This is a genomic window from Nesterenkonia sp. F (assembly GCF_000220985.1).
Classification (GTDB): Bacteria; Actinomycetota; Actinomycetes; order Actinomycetales; family Micrococcaceae; genus Nesterenkonia.
The window spans coordinates 1-24,147 of the sequence record NZ_AFRW01000057.1; the positions used below are offsets into that span (position 1 = coordinate 1).

Annotated in this window: 20 protein-coding genes and 1 pseudogene; 12 read left to right on the top strand and 9 right to left on the bottom strand. The window is 72.4% G+C overall.

The window, feature by feature from the left end:
- Window positions 1-1,162 (bottom strand): MFS transporter (locus GU5_RS14045; RefSeq protein WP_010524409.1); only part of this gene is annotated, 1,162 nt, incomplete at its 3' end.
- A gap of 98 nt (window positions 1,163-1,260) precedes the next feature.
- On the opposite strand from GU5_RS14045, the gene GU5_RS17350 reads away from it, so the two are divergent.
- The 6 genes and pseudogenes from GU5_RS17350 (at window position 1,261) to GU5_RS16240 (ending at window position 7,063) form a co-directional block, all read left to right on the top strand.
- Window positions 1,261-1,950 (top strand): hypothetical protein, encoded by a 690-nt coding sequence (locus tag GU5_RS17350; RefSeq protein WP_010524410.1) that lies wholly within the window; start codon window positions 1,261-1,263, stop codon window positions 1,948-1,950.
- A gap of 160 nt (window positions 1,951-2,110) precedes the next feature.
- Window positions 2,111-2,956 carry an exodeoxyribonuclease III gene (locus tag GU5_RS0104630; RefSeq protein WP_029514011.1) on the top strand — a complete coding sequence of 282 codons (846 nt, stop codon included), beginning with the start codon at window positions 2,111-2,113 and terminating at the stop codon, window positions 2,954-2,956.
- A gap of 40 nt (window positions 2,957-2,996) precedes the next feature.
- Window positions 2,997-3,279, top strand: a pseudogene (locus GU5_RS16640) (Lrp/AsnC family transcriptional regulator).
- A gap of 94 nt (window positions 3,280-3,373) precedes the next feature.
- Window positions 3,374-4,429 carry a tryptophan--tRNA ligase gene (gene trpS, locus GU5_RS0104635; protein WP_010524412.1) on the top strand — a complete coding sequence of 352 codons (1,056 nt, stop codon included), beginning with the start codon at window positions 3,374-3,376 and terminating at the stop codon, window positions 4,427-4,429.
- 45 nt (window positions 4,430-4,474) lie between these two features.
- Window positions 4,475-5,611: a YihY/virulence factor BrkB family protein gene (locus tag GU5_RS0104640; RefSeq protein WP_139084317.1), complete on the top strand. Its 1,137-nt coding sequence runs from the start codon at window positions 4,475-4,477 to the stop codon at window positions 5,609-5,611.
- A 279-nt stretch (window positions 5,612-5,890) separates the two neighbouring features.
- Window positions 5,891-7,063: a hypothetical protein gene (locus GU5_RS16240; protein ID WP_139084318.1), complete on the top strand. Its 1,173-nt coding sequence runs from the start codon at window positions 5,891-5,893 to the stop codon at window positions 7,061-7,063.
- Between the two features lie 181 nt (window positions 7,064-7,244).
- Here GU5_RS16240 and GU5_RS0104650 read toward each other — a convergent pair whose 3' ends face one another.
- The 4 genes from GU5_RS0104650 to sdhC form a co-directional block, all read right to left on the bottom strand.
- Window positions 7,245-8,027: a succinate dehydrogenase iron-sulfur subunit gene (locus tag GU5_RS0104650; RefSeq protein WP_010524415.1), complete on the bottom strand. Its 783-nt coding sequence runs from the start codon at window positions 8,025-8,027 to the stop codon at window positions 7,245-7,247.
- On the bottom strand, window positions 8,027-9,814 hold the full coding sequence (gene sdhA / locus GU5_RS0104655) for a succinate dehydrogenase flavoprotein subunit (RefSeq protein ID WP_010524416.1): 1,788 nt from the start codon (window positions 9,812-9,814) through the stop codon (window positions 8,027-8,029). Before sdhA ends, GU5_RS0104650 begins: the two co-directional genes overlap by 1 nt.
- A gap of 114 nt (window positions 9,815-9,928) precedes the next feature.
- Entirely contained in the window at window positions 9,929-10,423 is a 495-nt protein-coding gene (locus GU5_RS0104660; RefSeq protein WP_010524417.1) for a succinate dehydrogenase hydrophobic membrane anchor subunit, read from the bottom strand.
- On the bottom strand, window positions 10,423-10,803 hold the full coding sequence (gene sdhC / locus GU5_RS0104665; protein WP_083830307.1) for a succinate dehydrogenase, cytochrome b556 subunit: 381 nt from the start codon (window positions 10,801-10,803) through the stop codon (window positions 10,423-10,425). The genes GU5_RS0104660 and sdhC overlap by 1 nt, the downstream gene beginning before the upstream one ends.
- 385 nt (window positions 10,804-11,188) lie before the next feature.
- On the opposite strand from sdhC, the gene GU5_RS0104670 reads away from it, so the two are divergent.
- The 5 genes from GU5_RS0104670 (at window position 11,189) to GU5_RS14060 (ending at window position 16,440) form a co-directional block, all read left to right on the top strand.
- Complete coding sequence (locus GU5_RS0104670) at window positions 11,189-12,343, top strand: mannose-1-phosphate guanylyltransferase (RefSeq protein WP_010524419.1); 1,155 nt, start codon at window positions 11,189-11,191, stop codon at window positions 12,341-12,343.
- The gene (locus GU5_RS0104675; protein WP_010524420.1) at window positions 12,333-13,598 is read left to right on the top strand and encodes an amidohydrolase; all 1,266 of its coding nucleotides are present in this window, start codon (window positions 12,333-12,335) and stop codon (window positions 13,596-13,598) included. The genes GU5_RS0104670 and GU5_RS0104675 overlap by 11 nt, the downstream gene beginning before the upstream one ends.
- A gap of 87 nt (window positions 13,599-13,685) precedes the next feature.
- Entirely contained in the window at window positions 13,686-14,180 is a 495-nt protein-coding gene (locus GU5_RS0104680) for a cytidine deaminase (protein WP_010524421.1), read from the top strand.
- A 135-nt stretch (window positions 14,181-14,315) separates the two neighbouring features.
- The gene (locus tag GU5_RS0104685) at window positions 14,316-15,671 is read left to right on the top strand and encodes a thymidine phosphorylase (RefSeq protein WP_010524422.1); all 1,356 of its coding nucleotides are present in this window, start codon (window positions 14,316-14,318) and stop codon (window positions 15,669-15,671) included.
- Between the two features lie 7 nt (window positions 15,672-15,678).
- On the top strand, window positions 15,679-16,440 hold the full coding sequence (locus GU5_RS14060; protein WP_010524423.1) for a DedA family protein: 762 nt from the start codon (window positions 15,679-15,681) through the stop codon (window positions 16,438-16,440).
- A gap of 90 nt (window positions 16,441-16,530) precedes the next feature.
- Here GU5_RS14060 and GU5_RS0104695 read toward each other — a convergent pair whose 3' ends face one another.
- The 4 genes from GU5_RS0104695 to GU5_RS16645 form a co-directional block, all read right to left on the bottom strand.
- Window positions 16,531-20,577, bottom strand: a complete 4,047-nt coding sequence (locus GU5_RS0104695; RefSeq protein WP_010524424.1) for a type VII secretion protein EccC — start codon at window positions 20,575-20,577, stop codon at window positions 16,531-16,533.
- A gap of 115 nt (window positions 20,578-20,692) precedes the next feature.
- Window positions 20,693-21,766, bottom strand: coding sequence for a hypothetical protein (locus GU5_RS17550; protein WP_010524425.1), 1,074 nt, complete (start codon window positions 21,764-21,766; stop codon window positions 20,693-20,695).
- Window positions 21,767-21,773: 7 nt separating this feature from the next.
- On the bottom strand, window positions 21,774-23,093 hold the full coding sequence (gene eccD / locus GU5_RS0104705) for a type VII secretion integral membrane protein EccD (protein ID WP_010524426.1): 1,320 nt from the start codon (window positions 23,091-23,093) through the stop codon (window positions 21,774-21,776).
- Window positions 23,090-23,386 carry a hypothetical protein gene (locus GU5_RS16645; RefSeq protein WP_010524427.1) on the bottom strand — a complete coding sequence of 99 codons (297 nt, stop codon included), beginning with the start codon at window positions 23,384-23,386 and terminating at the stop codon, window positions 23,090-23,092. The genes eccD and GU5_RS16645 overlap by 4 nt, the downstream gene beginning before the upstream one ends.
- 389 nt (window positions 23,387-23,775) lie before the next feature.
- Between GU5_RS16645 and GU5_RS0104720 the strand changes: the two genes are divergently transcribed.
- A complete protein-coding gene (locus GU5_RS0104720) occupies window positions 23,776-24,108 on the top strand; it encodes a hypothetical protein (RefSeq protein ID WP_010524428.1) in 333 nt (110 codons plus the stop codon).
- Window positions 24,109-24,147: the final 39 nt, after the last annotated feature.

Below are 24,147 nucleotides of genomic sequence, written 5' to 3' on the forward strand. Positions count from 1 at the left end.
CGCGGTGCCGACGACCATCAGCCGCGGGCGGCCCGCTCCACCCGGCGCCCACCGCCGAGGAGAGCAGCATGACCATCACCGCGCCGGGCAGCGTCACCAGCCCGGCGGTCAGCGCCGAATGTCCCAGACTCTCCTGCACATGGACGGCGACCACCGCCCAGGTCGCCGGCATGCCGGCGAAGTACAGCGCCAGCACAGTGGTGTTCAGCGTGTATCCGGGCACGGCGAAGAGACGCAGATCGACCATCGGAGCCTCCGGATCCCGGCGGCCCAGCCGGTGCTCCCAGCCGACCCAGAGCCCCAGCAGCACCAGACCGGCCAGCCCCAGCAGCATCCCGGCGGCGCTGCGGAACTGGATGAACGGCAGCATGATCAGCACGACGGCGGCCGCCAACAGCAGGACGCCGCCGGGGTCGAGGGCGCGCAGCCCCGCCCGTCGGCCCGGTCCAGCGCTCCGACGGGCCGGGCCGGCGGCCGAGCCGGCGGACGCGTCCGGCGTCGAGGGGCTGGGCGGGGCCGCGTCGCTCCGCGGCAGCCAGAGCAGCGCCAGCACCAGGGCGACGCCGGTCAGCGGGGCATTGATCAGGAACGTCACGCGCCAGCCGACCTCGGTGGAGGTCGCATCGATGATCAGCCCGCCGATCGTCGGCCCGGCGGCGACGCCGAGCCCGATCACCGTGCCCATCAGCCCATAGGCTCGTCCGCGGGCCGATCCGGTGAACAGCCGCTGGATCATCCCGATGATCTGCGGGACGAGCAGGCCGGCGCCGAAGCCCATCAGCAGTCGCGCGGCATTGAGCACCAGCGCGTCGGGCGCCGCCGCGGCGAGGATCGAGGAGGTGCCGAACACGCCGGTGCCGAGCAGGAAGAACAGCCTCCGGCCCCACAGGTCGCCGGCGCGCCCGGCCGGCACCAGGGCGACGCCGAAGGCCAGCGCATAGCCGGAGAGCACCCACTGCAGCGCCGAGGAGGTCGTCTGCAGCGACTGCTCGATCGCCGGCAGCGCGACGTTGACGATGCTGATGCTCATCAGCGAGGCGAAGAGCGGGGCCAGCAGGGTGAGCATCGTGCGCAGCGGGTGGGCGTCCGCCGCGCCGGACGTGCCGGTCGGAGACTCGGGCCCGACGGTCGCCGCCCGTCGGGCTGGAGAGGGTGACGTCATGTCCACGACAACCTCGCGTCCGCGGCCGCCATTCCGAGAGACGCCCGACCCGCCGGTCGATTCGCCATCGACGCCGACGGGCGGGGATAATCGGGACCATGGGTTCGATCGATCGTGCCGCCGACGGCGGCGACCAGCACGGCTCCACCGGTTCGGGCGAGGACGGCGCCTCGCGCCCGCAGGACGCGGTCCGCAGCTTCGGACGGCGCTCCTCCGGGATGACTTTCGCGGTGATGATCACCGTGCTGCTGGTCGCCCTGGTCTTCGCGGCCAACCAGAACGACGTCATCGGCTGGATCATCGTGGTGATCTCCGGCGCCTGGCTGGTGCTGGCCGGCATCCTGGTGTTCTCCGTCCGGCGCGGCGCCCAGAAGGTCGGACAGACCCTCGACTCCGCCCGGGCCGACGCCGCGGCACGCCGCACGGCCGAGGGCGGCGGCACTGCGGTCATCGACGAGGACGCTCACCAGCGGAACATGAAGCTGGACCACTCCTTCAAGATCGTCCAGGTCCAGCGCCGCGTGGTCGCCCAGGAGATCGTCAAGGGGGCCGAGGCCGACCTCGAGATGGCCGAGCGCGCCCTGGACACCATCGAGACCACCGCGCACAACGGCCGCGACATCCTCGCCGACGTGCTCGGCGGTTCCGGCTCGGGCTCGTCCGGAGCCTCTTCCACGGACGCCGGCGCGTCCGCGGAGGAGGACCGCGGAGCGTCCCGGGACGAACGGCGCGGCCGGCGCCGCGGCGACGACGGTCCCGAGACGATCTCCGGCGACGTCGTCGAATGACGCCGCGCCCGACGCGCTGAGCGGCCCTGCCCGCCCGGCGCGCCCGGCATGCACGGCCCGCCCGGCACGCTCTGCACATCCCGCCGGCCCAGCCCGCACCTGCGACGAGAGGAACGACGTGACCGACCAGACCAGCGACTTCGGCGAGCACCCGCACCGCATCGTGGACCCCAAGGCCGACGGCGTCACCCGCATCGCCTCGGTGAACGTCAACGGCATCCGCGCCGCGGCGCGCAAGGGCATGGGGGAGTGGCTGGCCCATCGGGAGGTCGACGTGCTGGCCCTCCAGGAGGTCCGCGCGAACGAGGAGATCCTCACCAAGCTGGTGGCAGAGATGAGCGAGTCCACCGGCCAGCAGTGGCACATCCACGAGCAGGAGGCCGCCGACAAGGGCCGCGCCGGGGTGGCGATCCTCTCGCGGACCGAGCCGACGGCGGTGCGCAGCGGCATCGGCGACGGCCACCCGCAGGACCAGGGGCGCTGGGTCGAGGCCGACTTCACCCTCGGCGACGGGTCGACGCTGACAGTGGTCAGCGTCTACGTCCACTCCGGCGAAGTCGGCACCGAGAAGCAGGAGCACAAGATGCGCTTCCTGCAGGACATGCGCGACACGCTGCCGGCACTGGCCGAGCGCGCCGAGCACGTGCTGGTCGTCGGCGACCTCAACGTCGGCCACACCGAGCTGGACATCAAGAACTGGAAGGGCAACCGGAAGAACTCCGGCTTCCTGCCCGAGGAACGGGCCTTCTTCGACGCCTACTTCGGCGAGGAGGTCGGCTATGTCGACGTCGCCCGCCGGCTGGCCGGCGAGGTCGAGGGCCCCTACACCTGGTGGTCCTACCGGGGGAAGGCCTTCGACAACGACACCGGGTGGCGCATCGACTACCAGATGGCCACCCCGCAGCTGGCCGAGCGGGCCGAGAAGTCCGTGGTCGACCGGGCGCTGGACTACTCGCTGCGCTGGTCCGACCACGCCCCGCTCGTCGTCGACTACCGCCTGCCGTAGGCTGAGTTCCGTCCCGTCCCACCCCAGCGAGGAGCATGACATGGTGACCGCCTTCGTGATGATCCGGACCGATCCGCACCGCATCCCCGAGGCCGCCCAGGAGATCGCCGACATCGACGGCGTGCGCTCGGTGTATTCGGTCACCGGCGACTGGGATCTGGTGGCCATGGCGGAGATGCCCGACTTCGAGCAGCTGGCCACGCTGACTCCCGGACCGCATCTCCAAAGTCGAGGCCATCCGCGACACCGAGACGATGCTGGCCTTCCGCACCTACTCGAACCAGGACCTCGAGGCCGGCTTCGCCCTCGGTCTGGACGAGTGAGCGCCGGGGCCGACGGCGGTCGTGCCCTTGATACTCTGACCGCACTGAGACTGATCCGGCCGCGGGCCGGACGCGATGCTTCCACGAGGAGACCATGACTGAGGGGACGACAGACCCGAGCGCCGCACTGGTCGGCGTCGGCGGGGAGCACCGCGTGCTCTCCGGCATGCAGCCGTCGGCGGACTCGCTGCATCTGGGCAACTACGTCGGCGCGCTGCTGCACTGGGTGAAGGCCCAGGATCAGTACGACGCGTTCTTCTTCATCCCGGACCTGCACGGGATCACCGTCCCGCACGATCCTGAGGAGCTGCGCACGCGCACGCGCAACACCGCCGCCCAGTACATCGCCGGCGGCATCGACGTCGAGCGCTCCACGCTGTTCGTCCAGTCCCACGTGCCCGAGCACGCCCAGCTTGCCTGGGTGCTCACCTGCCTCACCGGCATGGGAGAGGCCTCGCGGATGACCCAGTTCAAGGACAAGTCGGCCAAGCAGGGGGCCGACCATGCCGGCGTCGGGCTGCTGACCTACCCGATGCTGATGGCCTCCGACATCCTGCTCTACCAGCCCGACGGCGTGCCGGTGGGCGAGGACCAGAAGCAGCACGTCGAGCTGGCGCGGAACCTGGCCCAGCGGTTCAACCACCGCTTCGGCGAGACGTTCCGGGTGCCCGAGCCGTTCATCCCCGAGGTCGGCGCGCGGGTCTACGACCTGCAGCAGCCCACGGCGAAGATGTCGAAGTCGGCCGAATCGCCCAATGGGCTGCTGAACATCATGGACACCGACAAGAAGATCGCGAAGAAGATCAAGTCCGCCGTCACCGACGACGGCTCCGAGATCCGCTTCGACCCGGAGGCCAAGCCCGGGGTGTCGAACCTGTTGAGCATCTTCTCGGCGGTGACCGGCCGCAGCATCGAGGCGCTGGAGGCGGAGTACGCCGGATCGATGTACGGGCATCTGAAGGTCGACCTGGCCGAGGCCGTCGTCGCGGCCGTCGGCCCGGTGCGCGACCGGGCGCTGGAGCTGCTCGACGACCCGGCCCAGCTCGACGCCCTGCTGGCCCGCGGCGCGGCCAAGGCACGGGCGACGGCGGCTCCGGTGCTCGCCGAGGTCTACCGGAAGGTCGGCTTCCTGCCGGCCGCGGGGCTCTGAGGAGGCCCCTGTGATGCGGAGCCCGTGCCCGGAGGTCCCCTCGCCGTGACCGACGACGCCGCGGCCGCCCCCGCATCCGCCGAGTCCGACGACCGCCCCGCGCGGTCCTCCGGCCGAGTCCGGGAGGCGCTGCGGCGTGCGGACCGAGGCCGTGAGGTCGAGCCGATGGTCCACCCGCTGGACCTGCCGGCGCTGCGGCGGCGGGAGGGGCGTGCCCGATCCGCGCGCCTCCGGGCGCGGGAGCTGGGACCCGGCGCCCGGATCGGCGCCTCGCTCGGCTGGGCGCAGGCCCGGCTGGACGTGACCCGCGGGATGCGGGTGGTCAACCTCTTCCTCTTCCACTACGGCACGGTGATGGCCGCCGGCGCGGCGTACATGATGTTCTTCTCGGTGGCCGCGGCGCTGGTGGCCGGATTCGCCGTGGCCGGGCTCTTCGTCGGCGGCGACGCCGAGCTCCAGGAGCTGATCACCCGGTCGGTGAACACGGTGCTGCCCGGCGTCATCGACGACGGCTCCGGCGGGCTGGCCACGCCCGAGCAGCTCTTCGACACCCGGGGGCTGAGCCTGACGCTGATCGTCTCGCTGGCGGCGCTGGTGGTGACGTCGCTGAGCTGGCTGCACGGGCTGCGCTCGGGCATCCGCAGCATCTTCGACCGGCCGCTGATGGGTGAGAACGTCCTCGTGGTGAAGGCCCGGGATCTGGTGATGATGCTGCTGGTGGGCACGATGTTCATCATCGCCGGGGCGATGGGCGCGCTCTCCTCGGAGCTGCTCGGCCGAGTCATGGTGTGGTTGGGGAGCGAAGACGCCGTCGCCCACGAGGCCCTCACCCGCGCGGCGACGCTGTCCGCGGCCTTCATCCTCGACGTGCTGATCGCCGTGCTGCTGATGCGGGTCGCCTCGCGGATCGTCATCCCGGTCTGGGCGCTGTGGCAGGCGGCGCTGATCGCCGGAGTCGGCGTCTCGCTGCTGCGCGTGCTCTCCGCCGAGCTTCTGGCCAGCACGACCGCCAACCCGATCCTGGTCCCGTTCACCACAGTGCTGGGTCTGTTCTTCTACTTCTTCCTGTTCTCGCTGATCTATCTGCTGGCGGCCTCCTGGGCTGCGGTGGCCGCGTCGGAGCGGGAGCGCCGGCGGGCCGGGCGCGGCCGACGTCGCGCCCGGCCGCGGATGCAGGGGTGAGTCCCGTGCTGAGTGTGCCGTCGCCCCGACGGGCGATGAGCGTCTGTGTCGCAGTCGCTCCCGGTCTCGGGCTCCTGCGGTGAGCGGACTTGTCGCAGGGCTCTGAGCCGTCGCACCCCGATATCGTTGCGACGACTCAGAGCCCTGCGACAGGTGCCGCCGCAGAGCGGTCGCCGACCCGGACGGCGGTCTCTCGGCCTGTGCAGGTGCGTTTCCCGCTGTCCACAGGGGCGAGGTCGGCGGCGACGCCGATCGTGCTCGTCCGTCAGAATGAGCGCCATGACGACGGCGACGCCCTCTGCGGACACGGCGCACCGGGTGCGTGCTCAATCTCGTGGCGACGACCTGCACACCGGCACCGCGCTGAGCCAGGACGTACGGTCCGGGCGCATGGTGCGCCTGCGGCGCGGCGTGTACGTCTCCCCGGAGGACTGGTTGCGTTCCCCGCCCTGGCGACGTCATCTGCTCTCCGTGGTGGCGACGGCGATGCAGGAGGCAGAGGCCGTCTTCTGTCGCGAATCCGCCCTCGCCCTGCACGGCGTGCCGCTGCTGGAGGCTCCCGACGCCGTGCATCGCCGATGCACCAGCCGCAGCGCCGCCCGCCGGGTCCCGGCGCCGTCGATGGTGGGAGACCGGTCGGCGGCAGCTGTGCGACGAATGCTGGCGGCGACGGCGCCGTCGGGACCGGCGGTCCCGCCGGAGTCGGTTCTGGCGGGCCTGCCGACGCATCGTCTGGAGCCGACTGCTCCGCGGGAGATGCGTCGGCCCGAGGCCCGGCGCGCGCTGCGGGACGGGGAACTCATCGTGCCGCGGCAGACTCTGGACGGTGGGGCGGTGCCGTGGTGCCGCGCCGACGTCGACGGCTTCACTGTGGAGCCGCTGGCCCTGGCCGTGGTGGATACGGTGCCGCGGCTCGCCCTGGCCGAGGGGGTGGTGATCCTCGACGCCGTGCTCGGCGGGCATACCCGCACCGGTGTGCAGGTCGACGGCGACGAGCTGGCCTCCTGGGCCGAGCGGGTCCCGTCGAAGAGGCTCCGCGCCCGGTGGGAGCGGGCGCTGGCGGCCGCCGATCCGCGGGCGGAGTCGCCCGGCGAGTCGTACTCGCGCGTCCGCATCGCGGAGCTGGGGTTCGGTCTTCCGGAGCTGCAATCGCGCATCGTCGTCGGCGGGACGACGTACCGGGTGGACGCGGAGTGGCGCGACGTCGGCGAGTTCGACGGGACGGTGAAGTACACCCGGGCGGCGGAGCTCGGCGGAGGAGATCCTGTCCGGACGGTGTACCGGGAGAAGGTCCGCGAGGACGACATCCGGTCCACCGGACGGGCGATGGTGCGCTGGGGCTGGCCCGAGCTGCGGCGGCCCGAGCTGCTCGCGCGGCGCCTCGACGCCGCCGGCGTGCCGCGTCGGAGAGCCGGCCGGCGCGGGAGCGTTGTCGGGCAGCGCACCGGGTGACGGGACCGGTCTTCGCAGGGCTGTGAGGTATCGCGGTGCAATCGGCCCGCGACATCTCACAGCCCTGCGATATCCGGCAGGAGCTACGACGACGGCCGCCCCACCGAAATCCGGCGGCGACGTCGGGGAGCGGCTCGGGAAACACCCCGCCCCTCGTCGTCGGGCGCGCTGTGCGTCGAGCTCAGGCCGCGCGGGTCAGGATGGCCGTCTTGACCTCCTGGATGGCCTTGGTCACTTCGATGCCGCGCGGGCAGGCGTCGGTGCAGTTGAAGGTCGTGCGGCAGCGCCACACGCCCTCCTTGTCGTTGAGCACCTCCAGGCGCATGTCGCCGGCGTCGTCGCGCGAGTCGAAGATGAACCGGTGCGCGTTGACGATGGCGGCCGGCCCGAAGTACTGCCCGTCGGTCCAGAAGACCGGGCAGGAGGAGGTGCAGGCCGCACAGAGGATGCACTTGGTGGTGTCGTCGAAGCGCTCGCGGTCCTCCGGGGACTGGTAGCGCTCAGCGGACGGAGCCGGGGAGTTGGCGATCATGAAGGGCATGATCTCGCGGTAGGACTGGAAGAACGGCTCCATGTCCACGATCAGGTCCTTCTCGACCGGCAGACCCTTGATCGGCTCCACAGTGATCGGCTCGGAGGTGTCCAGATCCTTCAGCAGCGTCTTGCAGGCCAGCCGGTTGCGGCCGTTGATGCGCATGGCATCGGAGCCGCAGACGCCGTGGGCGCAGGACCGGCGGAAGGAGAGCGAGCCGTCCAGCTCCCACTTGACCTTGTGCAGGGCGTCGAGCACTCGGTCGGTGCCCTGCATGGTGATGGTCCACTCGTCCCAGCGGGCCTCGTCGGAGAACTCCGGGATGTAGCGGCGGACCTTCAGCGTGATGTCGAAGGTCGTGATGCCGCCGCCGGTGGACTCGGGGAGGTCGACCGTGGAGGCGGGCTCGGCGGCTTCGGTGGTGGTGCTCATCAGTACTTACGCTCCATCGGCTCGTAACGGGTGAAGACGACCGGCTTGGTCTCGAAGCGGATGCCCTGGGTCCCCTCGGTGACCGCCTCGGGGTCCTTGTAGAGCATCGAATGCAGCATGAAGTTCTCGTCGTCGCGGTCCGGGAAGTCCTCGCGGAAGTGTCCGCCGCGGGACTCCTCGCGGTGCAGGGCCGCGACGGTCATGACCTCGGCCAGGTCCAGCAGGAAGCCGAGCTCCACGGCCTCCAGCAGGTCCAGGTTGAAGCGCTTGCCCTTGTCCTGGATCTGGACCTTCTTGTACCGCTCGCGGAGGTTCTCGATGATGCCGAGCGCCTCCTTGATGGTCGTCTCCGAGCGGAACACCTGCATGTTGGCGTCCATGGTCTCCTGCAGCTCGGCGCGGATCGCGGCCACGCGCTCGCCGCCGTCGCCGTCGCGGACGGTCGAGAGCATCGCCTCGACGCCGCGGGTCGGGTCCTCCGGCAGCTCGACGAAGTCGGCGTCGGCGGCGTACTCCGCCGCGGCGATGCCGGCCCGCTTGCCGAAGACGTTGATGTCCAGCAGCGAGTTGGTGCCCAGGCGGTTCGAGCCGTGCACCGAGACGCAGGCGACCTCGCCGGCTGCGAAGAGCCCCGGCACTCTGGTGTCGTTGTCCTGCAGGACCTCGGAGTCGATGGTCGTCGGCACGCCGCCCATCGCGTAGTGGCAGGTCGGGAACACCGGCACCGGCTCGGTGTAGGGCTCCACGCCCAGGTAGGTGCGGGCGAACTCGGTGATGTCGGGCAGCTTGGCGTCGATGTGCTCCGGCTCGAGATGGGTGAGGTCCAGGAGCACATAGTCCTTCTTGGGACCGCAGCCGCGTCCCTCGCGGACTTCGTTGGCCATCGAGCGGGCGACGATGTCGCGCGGGGCCAGGTCCTTGATGGTCGGGGCGTAGCGCTCCATGAATCGCTCGCCGTCGGCGTTGCGCAGGATGCCGCCCTCGCCGCGGGCGGCCTCGGAGAGCAGGATGCCCAGGCCCGCCAGCCCGGTGGGGTGGAACTGGACGAACTCCATGTCCTCCAGCGGGAGGCCGGCGCGGTAGGCCAGGGCCATGCCGTCGCCGGTCAGCGTGTGCGCGTTGGAGGTGGTCTTGAAGATCTTGCCCACGCCTCCGGTGGCGAAGACCACCGACTTGGCCTGGAAGACGTGGATCTCGCCGCTGGCGAGGTCATAGGAGACCACGCCGGCGGTGCGCTTCTCCGTGCGGGTGGTCCCGTCCTCGTCGGTGACCTCCTCGTCCACGGTGAGCAGGTCGAGCACGTAGAACTCGTTGTAGAACTCCACGTTGTGCTTCACGCAGTTCTGGTACAGCGTCTGCAGGATCATGTGACCGGTGCGGTCGGCCGCGTAGCAGGCCCGGCGCACGGCGGCCTTGCCGTGGTCGCGGGTGTGCCCGCCGAAGCGGCGCTGGTCGATCTTGCCCTCCGGGGTGCGGTTGAACGGCAGCCCCATCTTCTCCAGGTCGAGGACGGCGTCGATGGCCTCCTTGGCCATCACCTCCGCGGCATCCTGGTCGACCAGGTAGTCACCGCCTTTGACGGTGTCGAAGGTGTGCCACTCCCAGTTGTCCTCCTCGACGTTAGCGAGGGCGGCGCACATGCCGCCCTGCGCGGCGCCGGTGTGCGACCGGGTGGGGTAGATCTTGGTCAGCACGGCGGTGTGCGCGCGCTGGCCGGATTCGATGGCTGCGCGCATGCCTGCGCCGCCGGCGCCGACGATCACGACGTCGTACTTGTGAACCTGCATCAGCTTGGGTGCTCTCTCTGTGAGGGTGTCGGAAGCGTGGGGAGTCGGAACGGTCCCGTCCGACCGGCCGGAGCCGTCGTCGGCCGGCCGACGACGGCTCCGGGCGCGAGCGGGTCAGGACGGGCAGACCGCGCGGGGCAGCTGCTCGCCGGCGGCGTCGAGCATGCACGGCTCGAAGGTGAAGATCACCAGAGTGCCGAGCACGACGATGATCGCGGCGCCGAGGACGAGGATCGTCTTCAGCCACAGCCGCGTGGAGTCCTTCTCCGCGTAGTCGTTGATGATGGTGCGCATGCCGTTGGCGCCGTGCAGCATGGCCAGCCAGAGCATCACCAGGTCCCAGAACTGCCAGACCGGGTTGGCCCATTTGCCGGCCACGAACCCGAAGTCGATCTGCGCGATGCCGCCGCCGGACATCAGGTTCACCCACAGATGGACGAAGATCAGCACCACCAGGGCGATGCCGGAGAGGCGCATGAAGACCCAGGCGGCCATCTCGAAGCTGCCCGAGGAGGTCTTGCTGCGCAGATACTTGGGGTCGATGCGGCCCGAGCGCGGGGCCTCGAGGCTCGTCGCGGGGAAGGCCGCGGGCGTGTTCGTCGTCGACATCAGTGACCACCCTCCAGGAAGAGCATGACGTGGCGGGCGCTGAAGGCGACCATGGTCACCAGCCACAGCGCCAGCACGCCCCAGAGCATCTGCTTGTGATACCTGGTTCCCTTCTTCCAGAAGTCCACCAGGATGATCCGCAGGCCGTTGAAGGCGTGGAAGACGATCGCGCCGACCAGGCCGATCTCGCCGAGGATCATGACCGGGTTCTTATAGGCCCCGATGACGGCGTCGTAGGCCTCCGGGGAGACGCGCACGAGCGACGTGTCGAGCACGTGCACCAGGAGGAAGAAGAAGATCCCGACGCCGGTGATCCGATGGGCCACCCAGGACCACATGCCTTCACGGCCCCTGTAGAGGGTGCCTCTGGTTCGCGTCACGTCTGTGATACCTCCCTGCGTCGTCGCATGGCGTCCCGCCCGGCGGGTCCTGTCGGTGCGTGCAGATCGCAGCAGGCGGTGCGAGGCTCGTCGGCGCCGGTGCGAGTGCGATCTCGGGTTCCAGGGTACGGCACCGGAGCCTGTGACCGGGGCCCGCGATGCTCGCTGGAGGACACGCTGTCGTCGTCCCTCATCGTAGCTCCTCCGCAGGGACCCCGGGCGCAGATGTGTCGGCCGTCGTCGACTTCTACGTCACGTAGAAATTCAGGCCAGCCCCTGTGTCCCTCTCCGTTCGTCCTCGCCCGCCCGTCCTGCCGGGGATCGAGGCGGCCCCGCCGCGCGCCGCCTGCGCCCGGGCGCCCGGCAACATGTCTACCCTGGGGGAGTGACTTCCGCAGACGAGACTCAGCAGCGCTCCGCCGGCGACCCGGCCGGCCCGGCGCTGGACCGGTTCTACACGGTCATCCCGGCCGGCGGGGTCGGCACCCGGCTGTGGCCGCTCTCCCGTGCCAGCGCGCCCAAGTTCCTCCACGACCTCACCGGGTCCGGCACCACGCTGATCCGCAGCACCTATGAACGGCTGGCGCCGCTGACCGGGGAGAAGGTGATGGTCGTCACCGGCGACTCGCATCGCGAGGCCGTCTGCGCCCAGCTGCCCGAGCTCGACGAGGCCGATCTGGTGCTCGAGCCCTCGCCGAAGGATTCGGCGGCGGCGATCGGTCTGGCAGCGGCGATCCTGCACCGCCGCGACCCGGAGATCATCATGGGGTCCTTCGCCGCCGACCAGGTCATCGCGCCGATGGAGGCCTTCCAGTCGGCCGCGCGCGAGGCGGTGGTGACCGCCGCGACCGGGCGGATCGTGACCATCGGCATCACCCCGACCCATCCGTCGACGGGCTTCGGCTACATTCGCCGCGGCGACGCGCTCGACATCGAGGGCGCCCCCGGTGCCCACCAGGTCGTCGAGTTCGTCGAGAAGCCCGGCGAGGAGACCGCCCGGGAGTATCTGGCCGCCGGCGACTACCTGTGGAACGCCGGGATGTTCGTCGCGCCGGTGGGGCTGCTGCTGCAGCATCTGGCCGCCGCCCAGCCCGAGCTGCACGCCGGCGTCGTCGAGATCGCCGGGGCCTGGGGCACTGAGCGGCAGCAGGAGGTCATGGAGCGGGTGTGGCCGGACCTGCCGAAGACCGCCATCGACTACGCGGTGGCCGAGCCGGCCGCCGACGCCGGCGACGTCGCGGTGATCCCCGGGCACTTCACCTGGGACGACGTCGGCGACTTCGCCGCCATCGCCCGGCTGAACCCCGCCAAGGAGCAGGACGAGATGACCGTGCTGGGCGAGAAGGCCCGGGTCTACTCCGACCAGTCCTCCGGCGTCGTGGTCTCCGACACCCGGCGGGTGGTGGCGCTGATCGGCGTCGAGGACATCGTCGTCGTCGACACCGAGGACGCGCTGCTGGTGACCACCACCGACCATGCCCAGTCGGTGAAGCAGGCGGTGGAGGCGCTGCGCGAGAAGGGGGACTCCGATGTCCTCTGATCCCTCCGCCGTCCCCGACGTCGAGGCCGAGGACGACTCCCGGACGAACCGCGCGGACGACCGGCAGGCCGCGGCCGCGCAGGCCGGCGTCGTCGTCGACGGACTGGTCGACCGGCTGGTGGCCATGCGTCGCGAGCTGCACGCCCATCCCGAGCTGTCCTGGCGCGAGGTCGAGACCACCGCACGGCTGGCCCGCTGGCTGCGCGAGGCCGGTCTGGAGCCGCAGCTGTTCCCCGACACCACCGGGGTCTTCGTCGACGTCGGCTCCGGCCCCGTCGCGGCGGCCTTCCGCGGCGACGTCGACGCCCTGCCGGTGACCGAGCTGACCGGCCACGACCATGCTTCCGTCGAGGACGGCGTCGCCCATGCCTGCGGGCACGACATCCACGCGACCGTGATGCTGGGGCTGGCGCTGAGCCTGGCCGAGCTCGACTCCTCGACGCCGGGAGGGCTGGGCGGCACGGTGCGGATCATCTTCCAGCCGGCCGAGGAGACCATGCCCGGCGGGGCGCAGGAGACCATCCGGCTGGGTCTGCTCGATCCGGCGCCGCGGGTCTTCGCCCTGCACTGCGACCCGCGCATCGACGTCGGCACCATCGGCACCCGCATCGGAGCCATCACCTCGGCCACCGACATCGTCCACATCGACGTCACCGGCCGCGGCGGCCATACGTCGCGGCCGCATCTGACCCAGGACGTGGTCTCGGCGCTGGCGCACATCACCGCCACCGCGCCGAGCATCCTCTCCCGACGCATCGACGTGCGTTCGGCGGTCTCGCTGGTCTGGGGCCAGATCCACGCCGGCAGCACCTACAATGCGATCCCCTCGACCGGGATGCTCGTGGGCACCATGCGCGTGCTCGACGCCGAGGCCTGGGAGGGCGCCGGAGACCTGCTGGTCGAGATCATCGAGCAGTGCGCCGCACCCTTCGGCGTCGAGGTGGACCTGGAGCATGTGCGCGGGGTGCCGCCGGTGGACAACGCCGAGCGCGAGACCTCGATGATCGAGGAGGCCGCCCGTCGGATGCTCGGCGAGGACGCCGTCGAGCTGGCCCCGCAGTCGATGGGCGGCGAGGACTTCGCCTGGATGACCCAGCGGCGCCCCGGGGCGATGTTCCGGCTGGGCACCCGGACCCCGGACGGCGAGACCTTCGACCTGCATCGCGGGGACTACGACCCCGACGAGCGGGCCGTCGCCGTGGGCACCCGGGTGATGGTCGGCACCGCGCTGCGGGCGCTGGCCGAGCGGGGCTGAGCGCGGCGGCGGACGCGGTGCGGCGACGGAGCCGGACGACCGGGCGCGGGGAGGCGCGCGGAGGACCTCGCGCCGTAGGATGTGCCCATGAGCAACGACGACGCCACCTCACCGTCCGGACGGGGCGCCCGGCCGGAGCCGACCGACGACACCGAGGTCACCGGCAGTCTGCGGCTGTTCCCCGGCGGCGGCGCGGTCGACTGGGAGACGCTGAACACCCGGGCCCGCATCGCGATGACCAGGGCCTATGCGCCCTATTCGGGCTACCCGGTCGGGGCGGCGGCGCTGCTGTCCGACGGGACGGTCGTCTCCGGGTGCAACGTGGAGAACGCCTCCTACGGCGTCGGCCTCTGCGCCGAGTGCACGCTCGTCGGTCAGCTGCGCATGGAGGGCGACGGCGAGATCGTGGCCTTCACCTGCGTCAACGGCGACGGCGAGCACATCACCCCGTGCGGACGGTGCCGGCAGCTGCTGCACGAGTTCTCCGCCGAGACGATGTACATGCTCACCGCCGAAGGCGTGACCACGCTGGCCGAGATGCTGCCCCAGGCCTTCGGCCCCCGCGACCTCGCCGAGCGCTGAGCGCGCCACGAGCCGCGGCACGACTGACCCGCGATGACCGGCCCGCGGGCCGGTCCGCGCCGGCGTCCGCGCTCGCCCCCATCTGCGACCTCCTCCACCCGTCCCGCACGTCCGCGGGGAAAGGACCCTGTCACCATGAGCTCCACCGAGTCCTCGTCGCCGGCTCCCGACGCCTTCGACGTCGTCGAGCTGATCCGCGCCAAGCGCGACGGCGGTCGCCTCGAGACGGCGCAGATCGACTGGATCATCGACGCCTACACCGCCGGCCGCGTCGCCGACGAGCAGATGTCGGCGATGGCGATGGCGATCCTGCTCCGCGGCATGGAGCGGGACGAGATCGCCCAGTGGACGCGGGCGATGATCGCCTCCGGCGAGCGGATGGACTTCTCCTCGCTGCGCACGGCCGACGGCGCGCGCCGGCGCACCGCCGACAAGCACTCCACCGGCGGCGTCGGCGACAAGATCACGCTGCCGCTGGCGCCTCTGGTGGCCAGCTTCGGGGTGCCGGTGCCGCAGCTCTCCGGCCGCGGCCTGGGCCACACCGGCGGCACGCTGGACAAGCTCGAGGCGATCCCCGGGTGGCGCGCCTCGCTGAGCAACGAGGAGATGCTCGCCCAGCTCGACGACGTCGGCGCGGTCATCTGCGCCGCCGGCGCAGGGCTGGCCCCGGCCGACAAGAAGCTCTACGCGCTGCGCGACGTCACCGGCACCGTCGAGGCGATGCCGCTGATCGCCAGCTCGATCATGTCCAAGAAGATCGCCGAGGGCACCGACGCCCTGGTGCTCGACGTCAAAGTCGGCGCGGGTGCGTTCATGAAGACCCGCGCCGACGCCGAGGAGCTCGCGCGCACGATGGTCGCGCTGGGCACCGACGCCGGCGTGGCCACCACGGCGCTGCTGACCGACATGTCGGCTCCGCTGGGGCTGACCGCCGGCAACGGCGTCGAGGTCGAGGAGTCGGTGGAGGTGCTCGCCGGCGGCGGGCCCGACGACGTCGTCGAGCTGACCGTGGCGCTGGCCCGGGAGATGCTGACCGCCGCCGGACAGCCCGACGCCGACCCCGCAGAGGCGCTGCGCGACGGCCGGGCGATGGACACCTGGCGGCGGATGATCGCCGCGCAGGGCGGCGACCCGGACGCGCCGCTGCCGCAGGCGCGGCACGAGCACACGGTGACCGCCGCGGAGAGCGGGACGGTGGCCGCGATCGACGCGATGGGCGTCGGACTGGCTGCCTGGCGCCTGGGTGCGGGCCGGGCCCGGAAGGAGGACCCGGTGCAGGCCGCCGCGGGTGTGCGGATGCATGCCAAGCCCGGCGACGCCGTGACCGCGGGCCAGCCGCTGTTCACGCTGCTCACCGACGAGGAGCCCCGCCTCGACCGCGCCGAGGAGGCGCTGGCCGACGCCGTCGAGATCTCCTCGCAGGAGGTCTCGCGGGGTGACCTGGTGCTGGGGCGGATCAGCGCCGAGGACGTCGACCCCGCAGCCGGCTGAGGGCGCCATGGGGCCCGGGGAGCTGCTCGACACCGTCAACGAGGCCGTCCTCGACGCCGCCTCCGGCTGGTGGACCCTGCTGGGTCTGCTCTTCTTCTGCGTCGTCGACGGATTCTTCCCCGTCGTGCCCTCCGACTCGCTGGTCGTCGGGCTCGGCTCGCTGCTGGGCGAGCCCGGCACCCCGCCGTGGTTCGGCGTGGTGCTGGTCGCCGCCGGCGGAGCCCTGCTCGGCGACATCATCGCCCATCGGCTGGGGCGGCTGATCGGCACCGAGCGCTTCGGCTGGATGCGCCGGCCGGCGCCGCAGCGGATGTTCACCTGGGCGCGGCACGAGCTCGACAAGCGCGGCGTGTTGCTGATCTTCGTCGGACGGTTCATCCCGGGCGGTCGGGTGGGCATCAACTTCGTCGCCGGCGCCACCGGCTACTCCTTCCGGCGCTTCGTCGTCATCGACGCCGGGGCCTCGCTGCTCTGGGCGGCCTACACCACCGCGATCGGTCTGGTGGGCGGTCAGCTCTTCGACTCGGTGCTGATCTCGATGGTGGTCTCCATCGGCGGGGCCGTGGTGCTCGGGTGGATCTTCGACCGCCTCTTCCGCCGCTTCACCGCCTGGCTGGACCGCCGCGGAGTGCAGCTGGACCCCGAGGGCTACCAGGATCTGGGCGAGCTCGAGGTCGAGGCCCCGTTGCACCTGCCGCACCGGCTGCAGGACCGGTCGGAGCCTCGTCGCCGGCGGGGCCCGCCGGGGAACGGCCCCGAGCACAGCTGAATCGACGGCACCGTCTTGGCCGACGCCGGGGCCTGACCCCCGACCGCGGCCAGCACGCCGGCGACGATTCCGCCGTTCGCGGTGACACGGTCACCCGCGGTGGACCGTCTGCACCGTCCGCGGCGGGCGACCTCCGTGGAGGAACAGTCCGCGGCCCGGGGGCATGCGGGTGGCCCGCACGCCGTCGACCAGCGCGCCTTCGGCCCGATCGCCGTCCATCAGGAACGCCGCCCCGCCGGTCTCGCGGACTGCGGTGATGAACGGGTCGTGCATCCCCCGCATGGCCCCGCGCACTCGCCGCGCGACCAGGACGTTCAATCTGATGTCCGGCCCCAGGGGGAGCAGCTCGGAGAAGGGATGCATCGGGGACCGGCCGCCGGCGGTGAGCACGTCGTAGTCGTCGACCAGCAGCACCACCCGGGGCCCCTCGACGCCGCCGTCCGCCGGGGCCGCGACGGGGCCCTCCTGGACTCGGGCGCGCAGCTCCTGGGCGACGCCGCCGGCCAGGCCTTCGGCCAGCTGCGGGCTCGTGGCCGTGCCGCCGCGATAGGACTCGGGGATCACGCCCTCCAGGCCCCGCCGCGGGTCGAAGACCGCGAAGACCAGTTCCTCGGGCGTGTGCTGCTCGATCAGCGACTGGGCCAGCGTGCCCAGCAGCGAACTCTTGCCCGAGGACTCGTCGCCGAGCACCAGAAGGTTGGGCTCGGCGCCGGCGAGATCGAGATGCTTCGGCGTCGAGGTGCGCTCGACCAGGCCGAAGGGCACCTGCCCGCGCCGGGTCGGCGCGGGGAACTCCTCCACGGGCAGCACCTGGGGCAGCACCTGCACGCGTCGGGCCACCGGCTCGGGCTCCCGGCGTCGGATCGTCGCCACCGCGTCCTGCTGACCCTGGTTCAGCGAGTCGATCTCGGCGGAGCCGTCGAGGCGCGGCAGCGCGAGCTGACCGATGAGCCGGTCGTGATTCAGGCCCCGGCCGGGGCGGTCGGCGGGCACCTGCTCGGCGACGCGGCGTCCGTGCGCCGACTCCGCGGGCTCGCCGAGCCGCAGCTCCAGCCGGGTGCCGAAGAAGGACTGCTGGGCGATGCGCACCTCGTTCCAGCGCGTCGCGGCCGCGACGACGTGCACTCCGTAGCCGCCGCCGCGGGAGAGGACGTCGTGGACCTGATCGGCGAGCTCGGCATGCTCCTGCTGAAGCGAGCCCCAGCCGTCGAGCAGCAGCACCACGTCGGCGGCGTGGAGCTCGGGCAGCTCACCGGCGGCGTGGCGCCGTCGCATGGTGGCCAGCGTGTCGATCTCCCGCTCCTCGAAGAGGCGTTCCCGCTCGTCGAGGATGTCGCTGAGCTCTTCGACCGTGCGGCGGATCGTCTCCCGCGAGGTGCGCGCGGCCATCCCGGCGCTGTGCGGAAGGTCGCGCAGCGGCAGCAACCCGGCGCCGCCGAGGTCGATGCCGTAGAGCGCCACCTCCTGCACGGAGTGGGTGGCCGCCAGCGACAGCCCGATCGTCCGGAGCGCGGTCGAGGTCCCGGACGACGGGCCGCCCAGCACCGCCACGTGGCCGCCGGCGCGGGCCAGGTCCAGCCTCCACGGGCCCTGCCACTGGTTCGCCGGGTCGTCGAGCAGGCCGACGGGCACCTGCATCGGCCGCGTCCGCGCCGCCCGGAGGTCGCCCTCGACGGCGCGGTCCAGCGACAGCGCGTCGGGCAGCGGCGGCAGCCAGATCGGGGCGATCGGCCGTGGACGGTCGCGCATCGCCTCGACCAGCGTCGAGAGCACCGTCGGCGCCGTGGGGCTCGTGGCGCCGGGAGAGTCCTCCGCACCCGAGACGGCGCCCGGGCTCCCGGGGCCGGCGGATCCTGACGACCCGCCCGCGTCCCCCGCCCCGTCGGCGCGCTCGGCCGCCGCCCGGGCCACGGCGTCGTGCACCGCGTCCTGGGCGTAGAAGCTGTCGGCCAGCACCGGCAGCTCCTCCTCGACCTCCACCTCGTCCTGAGGCGCCGTCTCGGCGCTGAGCGGGCCGGAGACGTAGCCGGCTTTGAACCGGGTGTAGGTCGTGGTGTCGACTTTGAGATAGCCGTATCCGGGCTGAGGCGGCAGGTGGAACGCGTCGGGGGTCTCCAGCACGGTGCGCGACTCGCCCTCGGAGAGCGTGCGCAGGCCGATCCGGTAGGAGAGATGGGTCTCCAGTCCGCGCAGCTTGCCGGTCTCGATGCGCTGGCTGGAGAGCAGCAGATGCACGCCGATCGACCGGCCGATCCGGCCGATGGACATGAACAGATCGATGAAGTCCGGACGGGCGGAGAGCAGCTCGCCGAACTCGTCGATGATCACGAAGAGATGGGGGAGCGGCTCCAGTTCCTCGCCGGCGGCCGCCCGCTCAGCCCGGTGGGCGCGGTACTCGCCGATGCTGGCGAAGTCCCCGGCGTCCTTGAGCACCTCCTGGCGGCGCAGCACTTCGCCCTCCAGGCTCGCGTGGATGCGATCGATCAGCGTGGCGTCGTCGTTGAGATTGGTGATCAGGCCCGAGACGTGCGGGAGCTCGGCGAAGGGCGCGAAGGTGGCGCCGCCCTTGTAGTCGACCAGCACCATCGACAGCTCCTCCGGCGGGTGGGTCACCGCCAGCCCGGTCACCAGCGTGCGCAGCAGCTCGGACTTGCCCGACCCGGTGGCTCCGACGCACAGCCCATGAGGTCCCATGCCGTGCTGCGCGGACTCCTTGAGGTCCAGCCGCACCGGCCGGCCGCGGTCGTCGACGCCGATGGGGACGGTGAGGAAGTCCGGCGGCGTCCGAGGGCGCCAGAGCCGGTCGACGTCGTGCGCGTCGACGTCGCGGATGCCCAGATGCGCGGTGAAGCGTCGACGGTCGAGGTCCTCATCGTGCTCCCTCGAGTCCGGAGAGAGGCGCAGCGGAGCGAGCATGCGGGCGACGCCGTCGGCGATGGCCCTCGGCACCGGGTTCAGCGCCCCGTGGGTGATGGCGGGATCCAGCGGGTCGGCGGCGCAGTCCTCCAGACGCAGGCCGTCGGCGGTCTGGACGATGCGCAGCGAGACCTCCTCGGGCTCCTGGTGCTGGGCCGAGACGAGATGCAGCGAGGTGATCGCCAGGTCTCCGGGCCGCAGCGTCGGATCCGGAAGCGTCGGAGCGGAGGCGGCGCCCTCGTGGGCGAGGTCGAGCATCAGCAGCCGCGGCTGGGCCACGGCGGGGCGGGCGGAGAGCGTGGTGCGGCGGACCTCGGCATGCCGCTGATGCCGGGCGCGGATCTCCTCGTCGAGCAGATCCCGCAGCGCCGTCGAGGACGGAGCGACGCGATTCAGCGGCCCCCGGGCGGTGGGGCGACGCTGGTCCAGCACATGGGGCAGCCGTGAGAACCAGAGCCAGTCCTCGCGCAGCTCCGGCGGCACCGCGGCGGCCAGCTGCAGGTCCTCCGGACTGTGCAGGGCCGCGGCGGAGAGCGTCAGTGCGCGCAGCACCTGCTGGCCGAACGACGCGTCACCGATGATCGAGACGGTGTCGTGGCGGGCCAGGTCCACCAGCAGGGGCACGTCGGGGGCCGCCCGGAAGCGCCGCACCAGGGTGTCCAGCTCCTGGGAGAGGTGCGGATCGAGACGCTCGCCGGGTGATTCCTCGCCCCCCTCGAGAGCCAGCCGCCGCACCGGAGTCGTGCCGGTGCCCAGTCGTACCCGCAGGAAATCCTCATGGCCGCGGCGCCGCTCCCACAGACGATGCGGATCGGAGACGACGTCCACCAGCGCCTCCGGCAGCGGGTCGCACGCCCGGGCGGCGGTGCGGTGTGCGCGTTCGTCCTCCAACAGTTCGTGACGACGTTCCTCGAGGTAGTCGAGATAGCCGTCGCGCAGCGTCTTCCGCCGTCGACCGGCCCGGCCACGCTGGGAGACGAGCATCACCACCGCACCGACGACGGTGACGATCATCATCAGTGCGCCCACCGCGGCGAACGGCGAATCGCGGAAGAGCATCATCACCGTCATGGAACCGGCCGCGCCGAGCATCGGGATCAGCCCGAGGAGCCCCGCGCCGCCGCTCGAGTCCTCGCCGACCAGCGGGGGTCGGCGGATCGTGGTGGTCTCCGCCGGTCGCGCCGGCGCGGTGGACCGTGCGGGGCGGTGGACCAGCCGCACGCCGGAGCCGGCGTCGTCGGGGTCGGCATCGCGGGAGGACCCGGTGTTCGTCCGGCTGCGGCCCGGGAGAGCTCGGGCGACGCGGCACTCCGCACGGGCGAGGACTCGGTGATGCTCATCGGACCTCCTGGTCGGCGCGATGCGGCCCGGCGTGCGGCCCGGTGTGCGGCCCGGGCCGGTGCGCGGAGTGCGGGCCGGGGGAGGCGGCGAGCGAGAGGGCCGTCGCGGCGAGTTCGACGAGCTGCAGACGTCGCTGCTCGCCGACGCGCTCCAGGGAGATCGGGAGGCCGGGAGCCAGGTGTCGATCATGGTCGACCAGCAGCGGGGTCGTCCCGGAGGCCGCGCCGAGCACGTCATAGGCGCCGCGTCGTTCGGCCGGGGTCGCCGGACGGGTGGAGGAGACGACCGGCAGGATCGGCACCTGGGGAGCGCGGTCGCGCAGTCGGTGCAGGTGCTCGGCCGCCCGCGCCGCGCTCGACGCCGCCGCCCCGGAGACGAGGATCAGACAGTGCATCTGCTCCAGGGAGGCCGCCGGCATCGGCATCGCCGCCGGCGGCAGCTCCAGCACCGAGACGCTGAACGCGCGGGCGAGCACGTGGTGGATCAGCTCGACCTCCTCTGCGGCCGGGGCCGGGTGCGCCGTCGGATCGGGATCCCGATCGAGCAGATGCAGCGACGATCCCGTCCGGCGCAGGCTCCGGTGCAGACCTGTCGCCGCCCGGTCGGGACTGGCCGGGTCGGCCACCAGCTGTCGCCAGGAGGAGGCGGGGACCTGCTCCGGCAGTCGGGCCGCGACGCCCGACGGGGTCGGCCCCAGGTCGACGACGGAGACGGCATCTGCGCGCGCCGCGGCGAGGACCAGGCCGACGGCGGCGGTCAGCGTGGACCGGCCGACGCCGCCGTCGACGCTGAGCACCCCCACTCGACGGCCGGTGGCCACGGGCAGCTGGCACCCGCCGAGCGCCTGCTCGTAGGAGTCGGGGAAATCGTCGTCGCCGAGCAGTCGGCGCAGTCGGCGCAGGAGGCGCCGGGGCGTCGGATCTCCGTGACGGCCGCGCAGAGCGGCGACGTCCTCGCCGGGGGCCGATGCCGGTCCGCGGCGTCCGGGCGATGCGACGCCGCCGTCGGGACGGCGGCCGGCGATGCCCGCCGGCGCGGTGTGCGGCGGCTGGGCGGAGGGGACGGTCATCGAGCGCTCACTCCTGGAACGTCGTGGTCAGCTGGGCATACAGGCCGAACAGGCCCAGCAGCAGCGGGACGAGGGTGATCGTGGCCAGCACTTCGGCGCGTCGTGCGGTCAGACGCAGCCGCGCGCCGACGTGCTCGGGGCGACGGGCCAGCGTGAGCGCCAGCGGCAGCGCCGCGACGACGACCAGGGCCGGCAGGACTGCGGCGCCGGCCCCATGGTCGGCGACGTGGTGGGCGAGCAGCGTCGCCGAGACTGTGGCCGAGCCGAGCAGCGCCGCGCGTTCGAGGGCCAGCGGCATGCTGCGTGCTCGCAGCGCGACCAGCGCGGCGACGACCAGGGCCAGCGTCGGACCCCACGGCGAGGCCCCGGCGGCGAGCAGTCCGTGCACCGCCGCGGCGCCGGAGGCCCCGCAGAGCAGCACCCCGCCGACGAGGCCATGATGCGCGGCGGTCCAGGCGCCGCGGACGTCGGAGACCGTGGTGCGCCGCCCCGCGGAGACCCGGTCGTCGAGGGCGTCCAGCCCGGAGAGGGCCAGCGCGGTCCGCGGAGCGAGCCCCAGCATCACCGCGCTCGTCGCGCCGGCGACGCCGGCGGCGTGCCCGGTGGAGCCGGTGAGCAGCGCCGGGACCGCCCACCCTGCGGCGAGCACCGCCGCCGTCGTCGCGCAGACCGCCAGCGCCGCCCAGTTCCTGCGCGAGATCTGCCAGGCGCACAGCGCGGCGGCGCCCCAGAGCCCGGGCAGCCATGCGCTCCACGGATGCTCCGGCAGTCCCTGGACCAGAGCGAGGCCCAGCGATGCGGCGCCGGCGATCAGCAGCTCGGCGTCCCAGCCGATCCGCCGGGAGGGGACGGCGGCGAGGATCGCGAGCAGAGCTGCCGCCGCGCCGAGCGACCACCAGGACGGGGTCGCCGGGGCCAGCAGATCCGTGAGCACGGTGAGCGCTCCGACCAGCGCGACGGCGACGACGACTGCCGAGCCCGCCCGGTCGAGATCGACGGCCCACCGGCGGTCGAGCTCCGGGCCCAGCGCCTCGACAGTCTCGGTGACGTCGTAGACCAGCGGATGCGGCACGGCCTCGTCGAGGCGGTCCAGCGCCAGCATGCCGCCGTCGCCCACGCCCGCCTCGGCGAGGGTCTGCTCGGCGTGCAGCGAGGGGCCGCCGACCGGCGTCAGCGTCGTCGTCCGGGGTGCGGAGCCGCGGTGATCGCCGCCGACGTGCCGGAGGATCTCCGGCATCAGCGACCCGAGCGGCTGCCGGGCCGGCAGCAGCAGCTCCACGCTGCGCCGCTCGGCGGTGACGGTGACACGGGTGTATCCGGCGCTCATCGGGCGTCCTCCGCGACGAACGGCGCCGGTGACCTGACCCCGTCGCCCGGCACGACCGGGGAAGCGGGGGTCGAACGGGTCGCGGCGCGGTCGGCGAAGAGATCGGTGATGAACGAATAGCCGACGCATCCGGCGCACAGGAGCGCGGCGAGGACCAGGCTGATCAGCGTGGTCCGCACGCCGACGTCGTAGCGCCGGCGGGTGCGCTCCCGCCCGTGCAGCAGCGCTTTGAGGAGGCGATGTCGTCGGACCGAGACCGATTCGAGGATCTTCTCGTCGTGGTCGATCGTCACTGCGTCACCTGTCCTGCTCGTCCTGGCTGCTCGCCGGCGGCGGGCCGTCCTCCGGAACGTCCGGCACGTCGGGCGGCGTCGAGGAGCGGCACATGGTCGTCGTCTGTCCGGGCGGTGTCCATTCCTCCGGCGGTCCCGGAGGCGATGTCGAAGATTCCAGGTTTCGCCCGGCCTGTCCAGCGGAGCGCAGTCGCTTGTGGAGAACGGCGGACCCCTGGACTGTCGGGGAATCGGAGGTTGTGGATGACCGTTTGACGCGATCTCCCGAACCCGATGAGCTGAGGGACGTGCGGCACCGGAGGCGTCCGGGCCGCTGGAACCGGCCCCGGATCGCCGCGGGCCCGAGGACGACGACAACCCGAGAGACACCTCGCAGGAGGGGAGCAGCCATGAAGTTCGACATGGGGAACGAGACCCTGGGGACGCTCGCTCAGCGGACCGAGCAGTCCGGCACGGAGCTGACCTCGCTGGTGCGCCAGCTGGCCGCGGCGGCGGATCCGCTCCAGGGCCGGTTCAACGGCCAGGGGCGTGCGCAGTTCGACAGCTTCAAGAGTCGCGTCGACGAGATCTCCCACGATCTGAACAGCGCGCTGAGCGCGATCAACCGGGGACAGGCCGAGATGGACGCGGCCACCCGGACCGGCGACCAGGAGTCTGCGGCGAACGCGGAGCGCCAGCAGAGTGCGGCGAACTTCGACGCCGCGCGCTTCGCCGGACGCTGAGCGCCGGGGCGCGACGACGCGGCACCGCAGGACCACAGG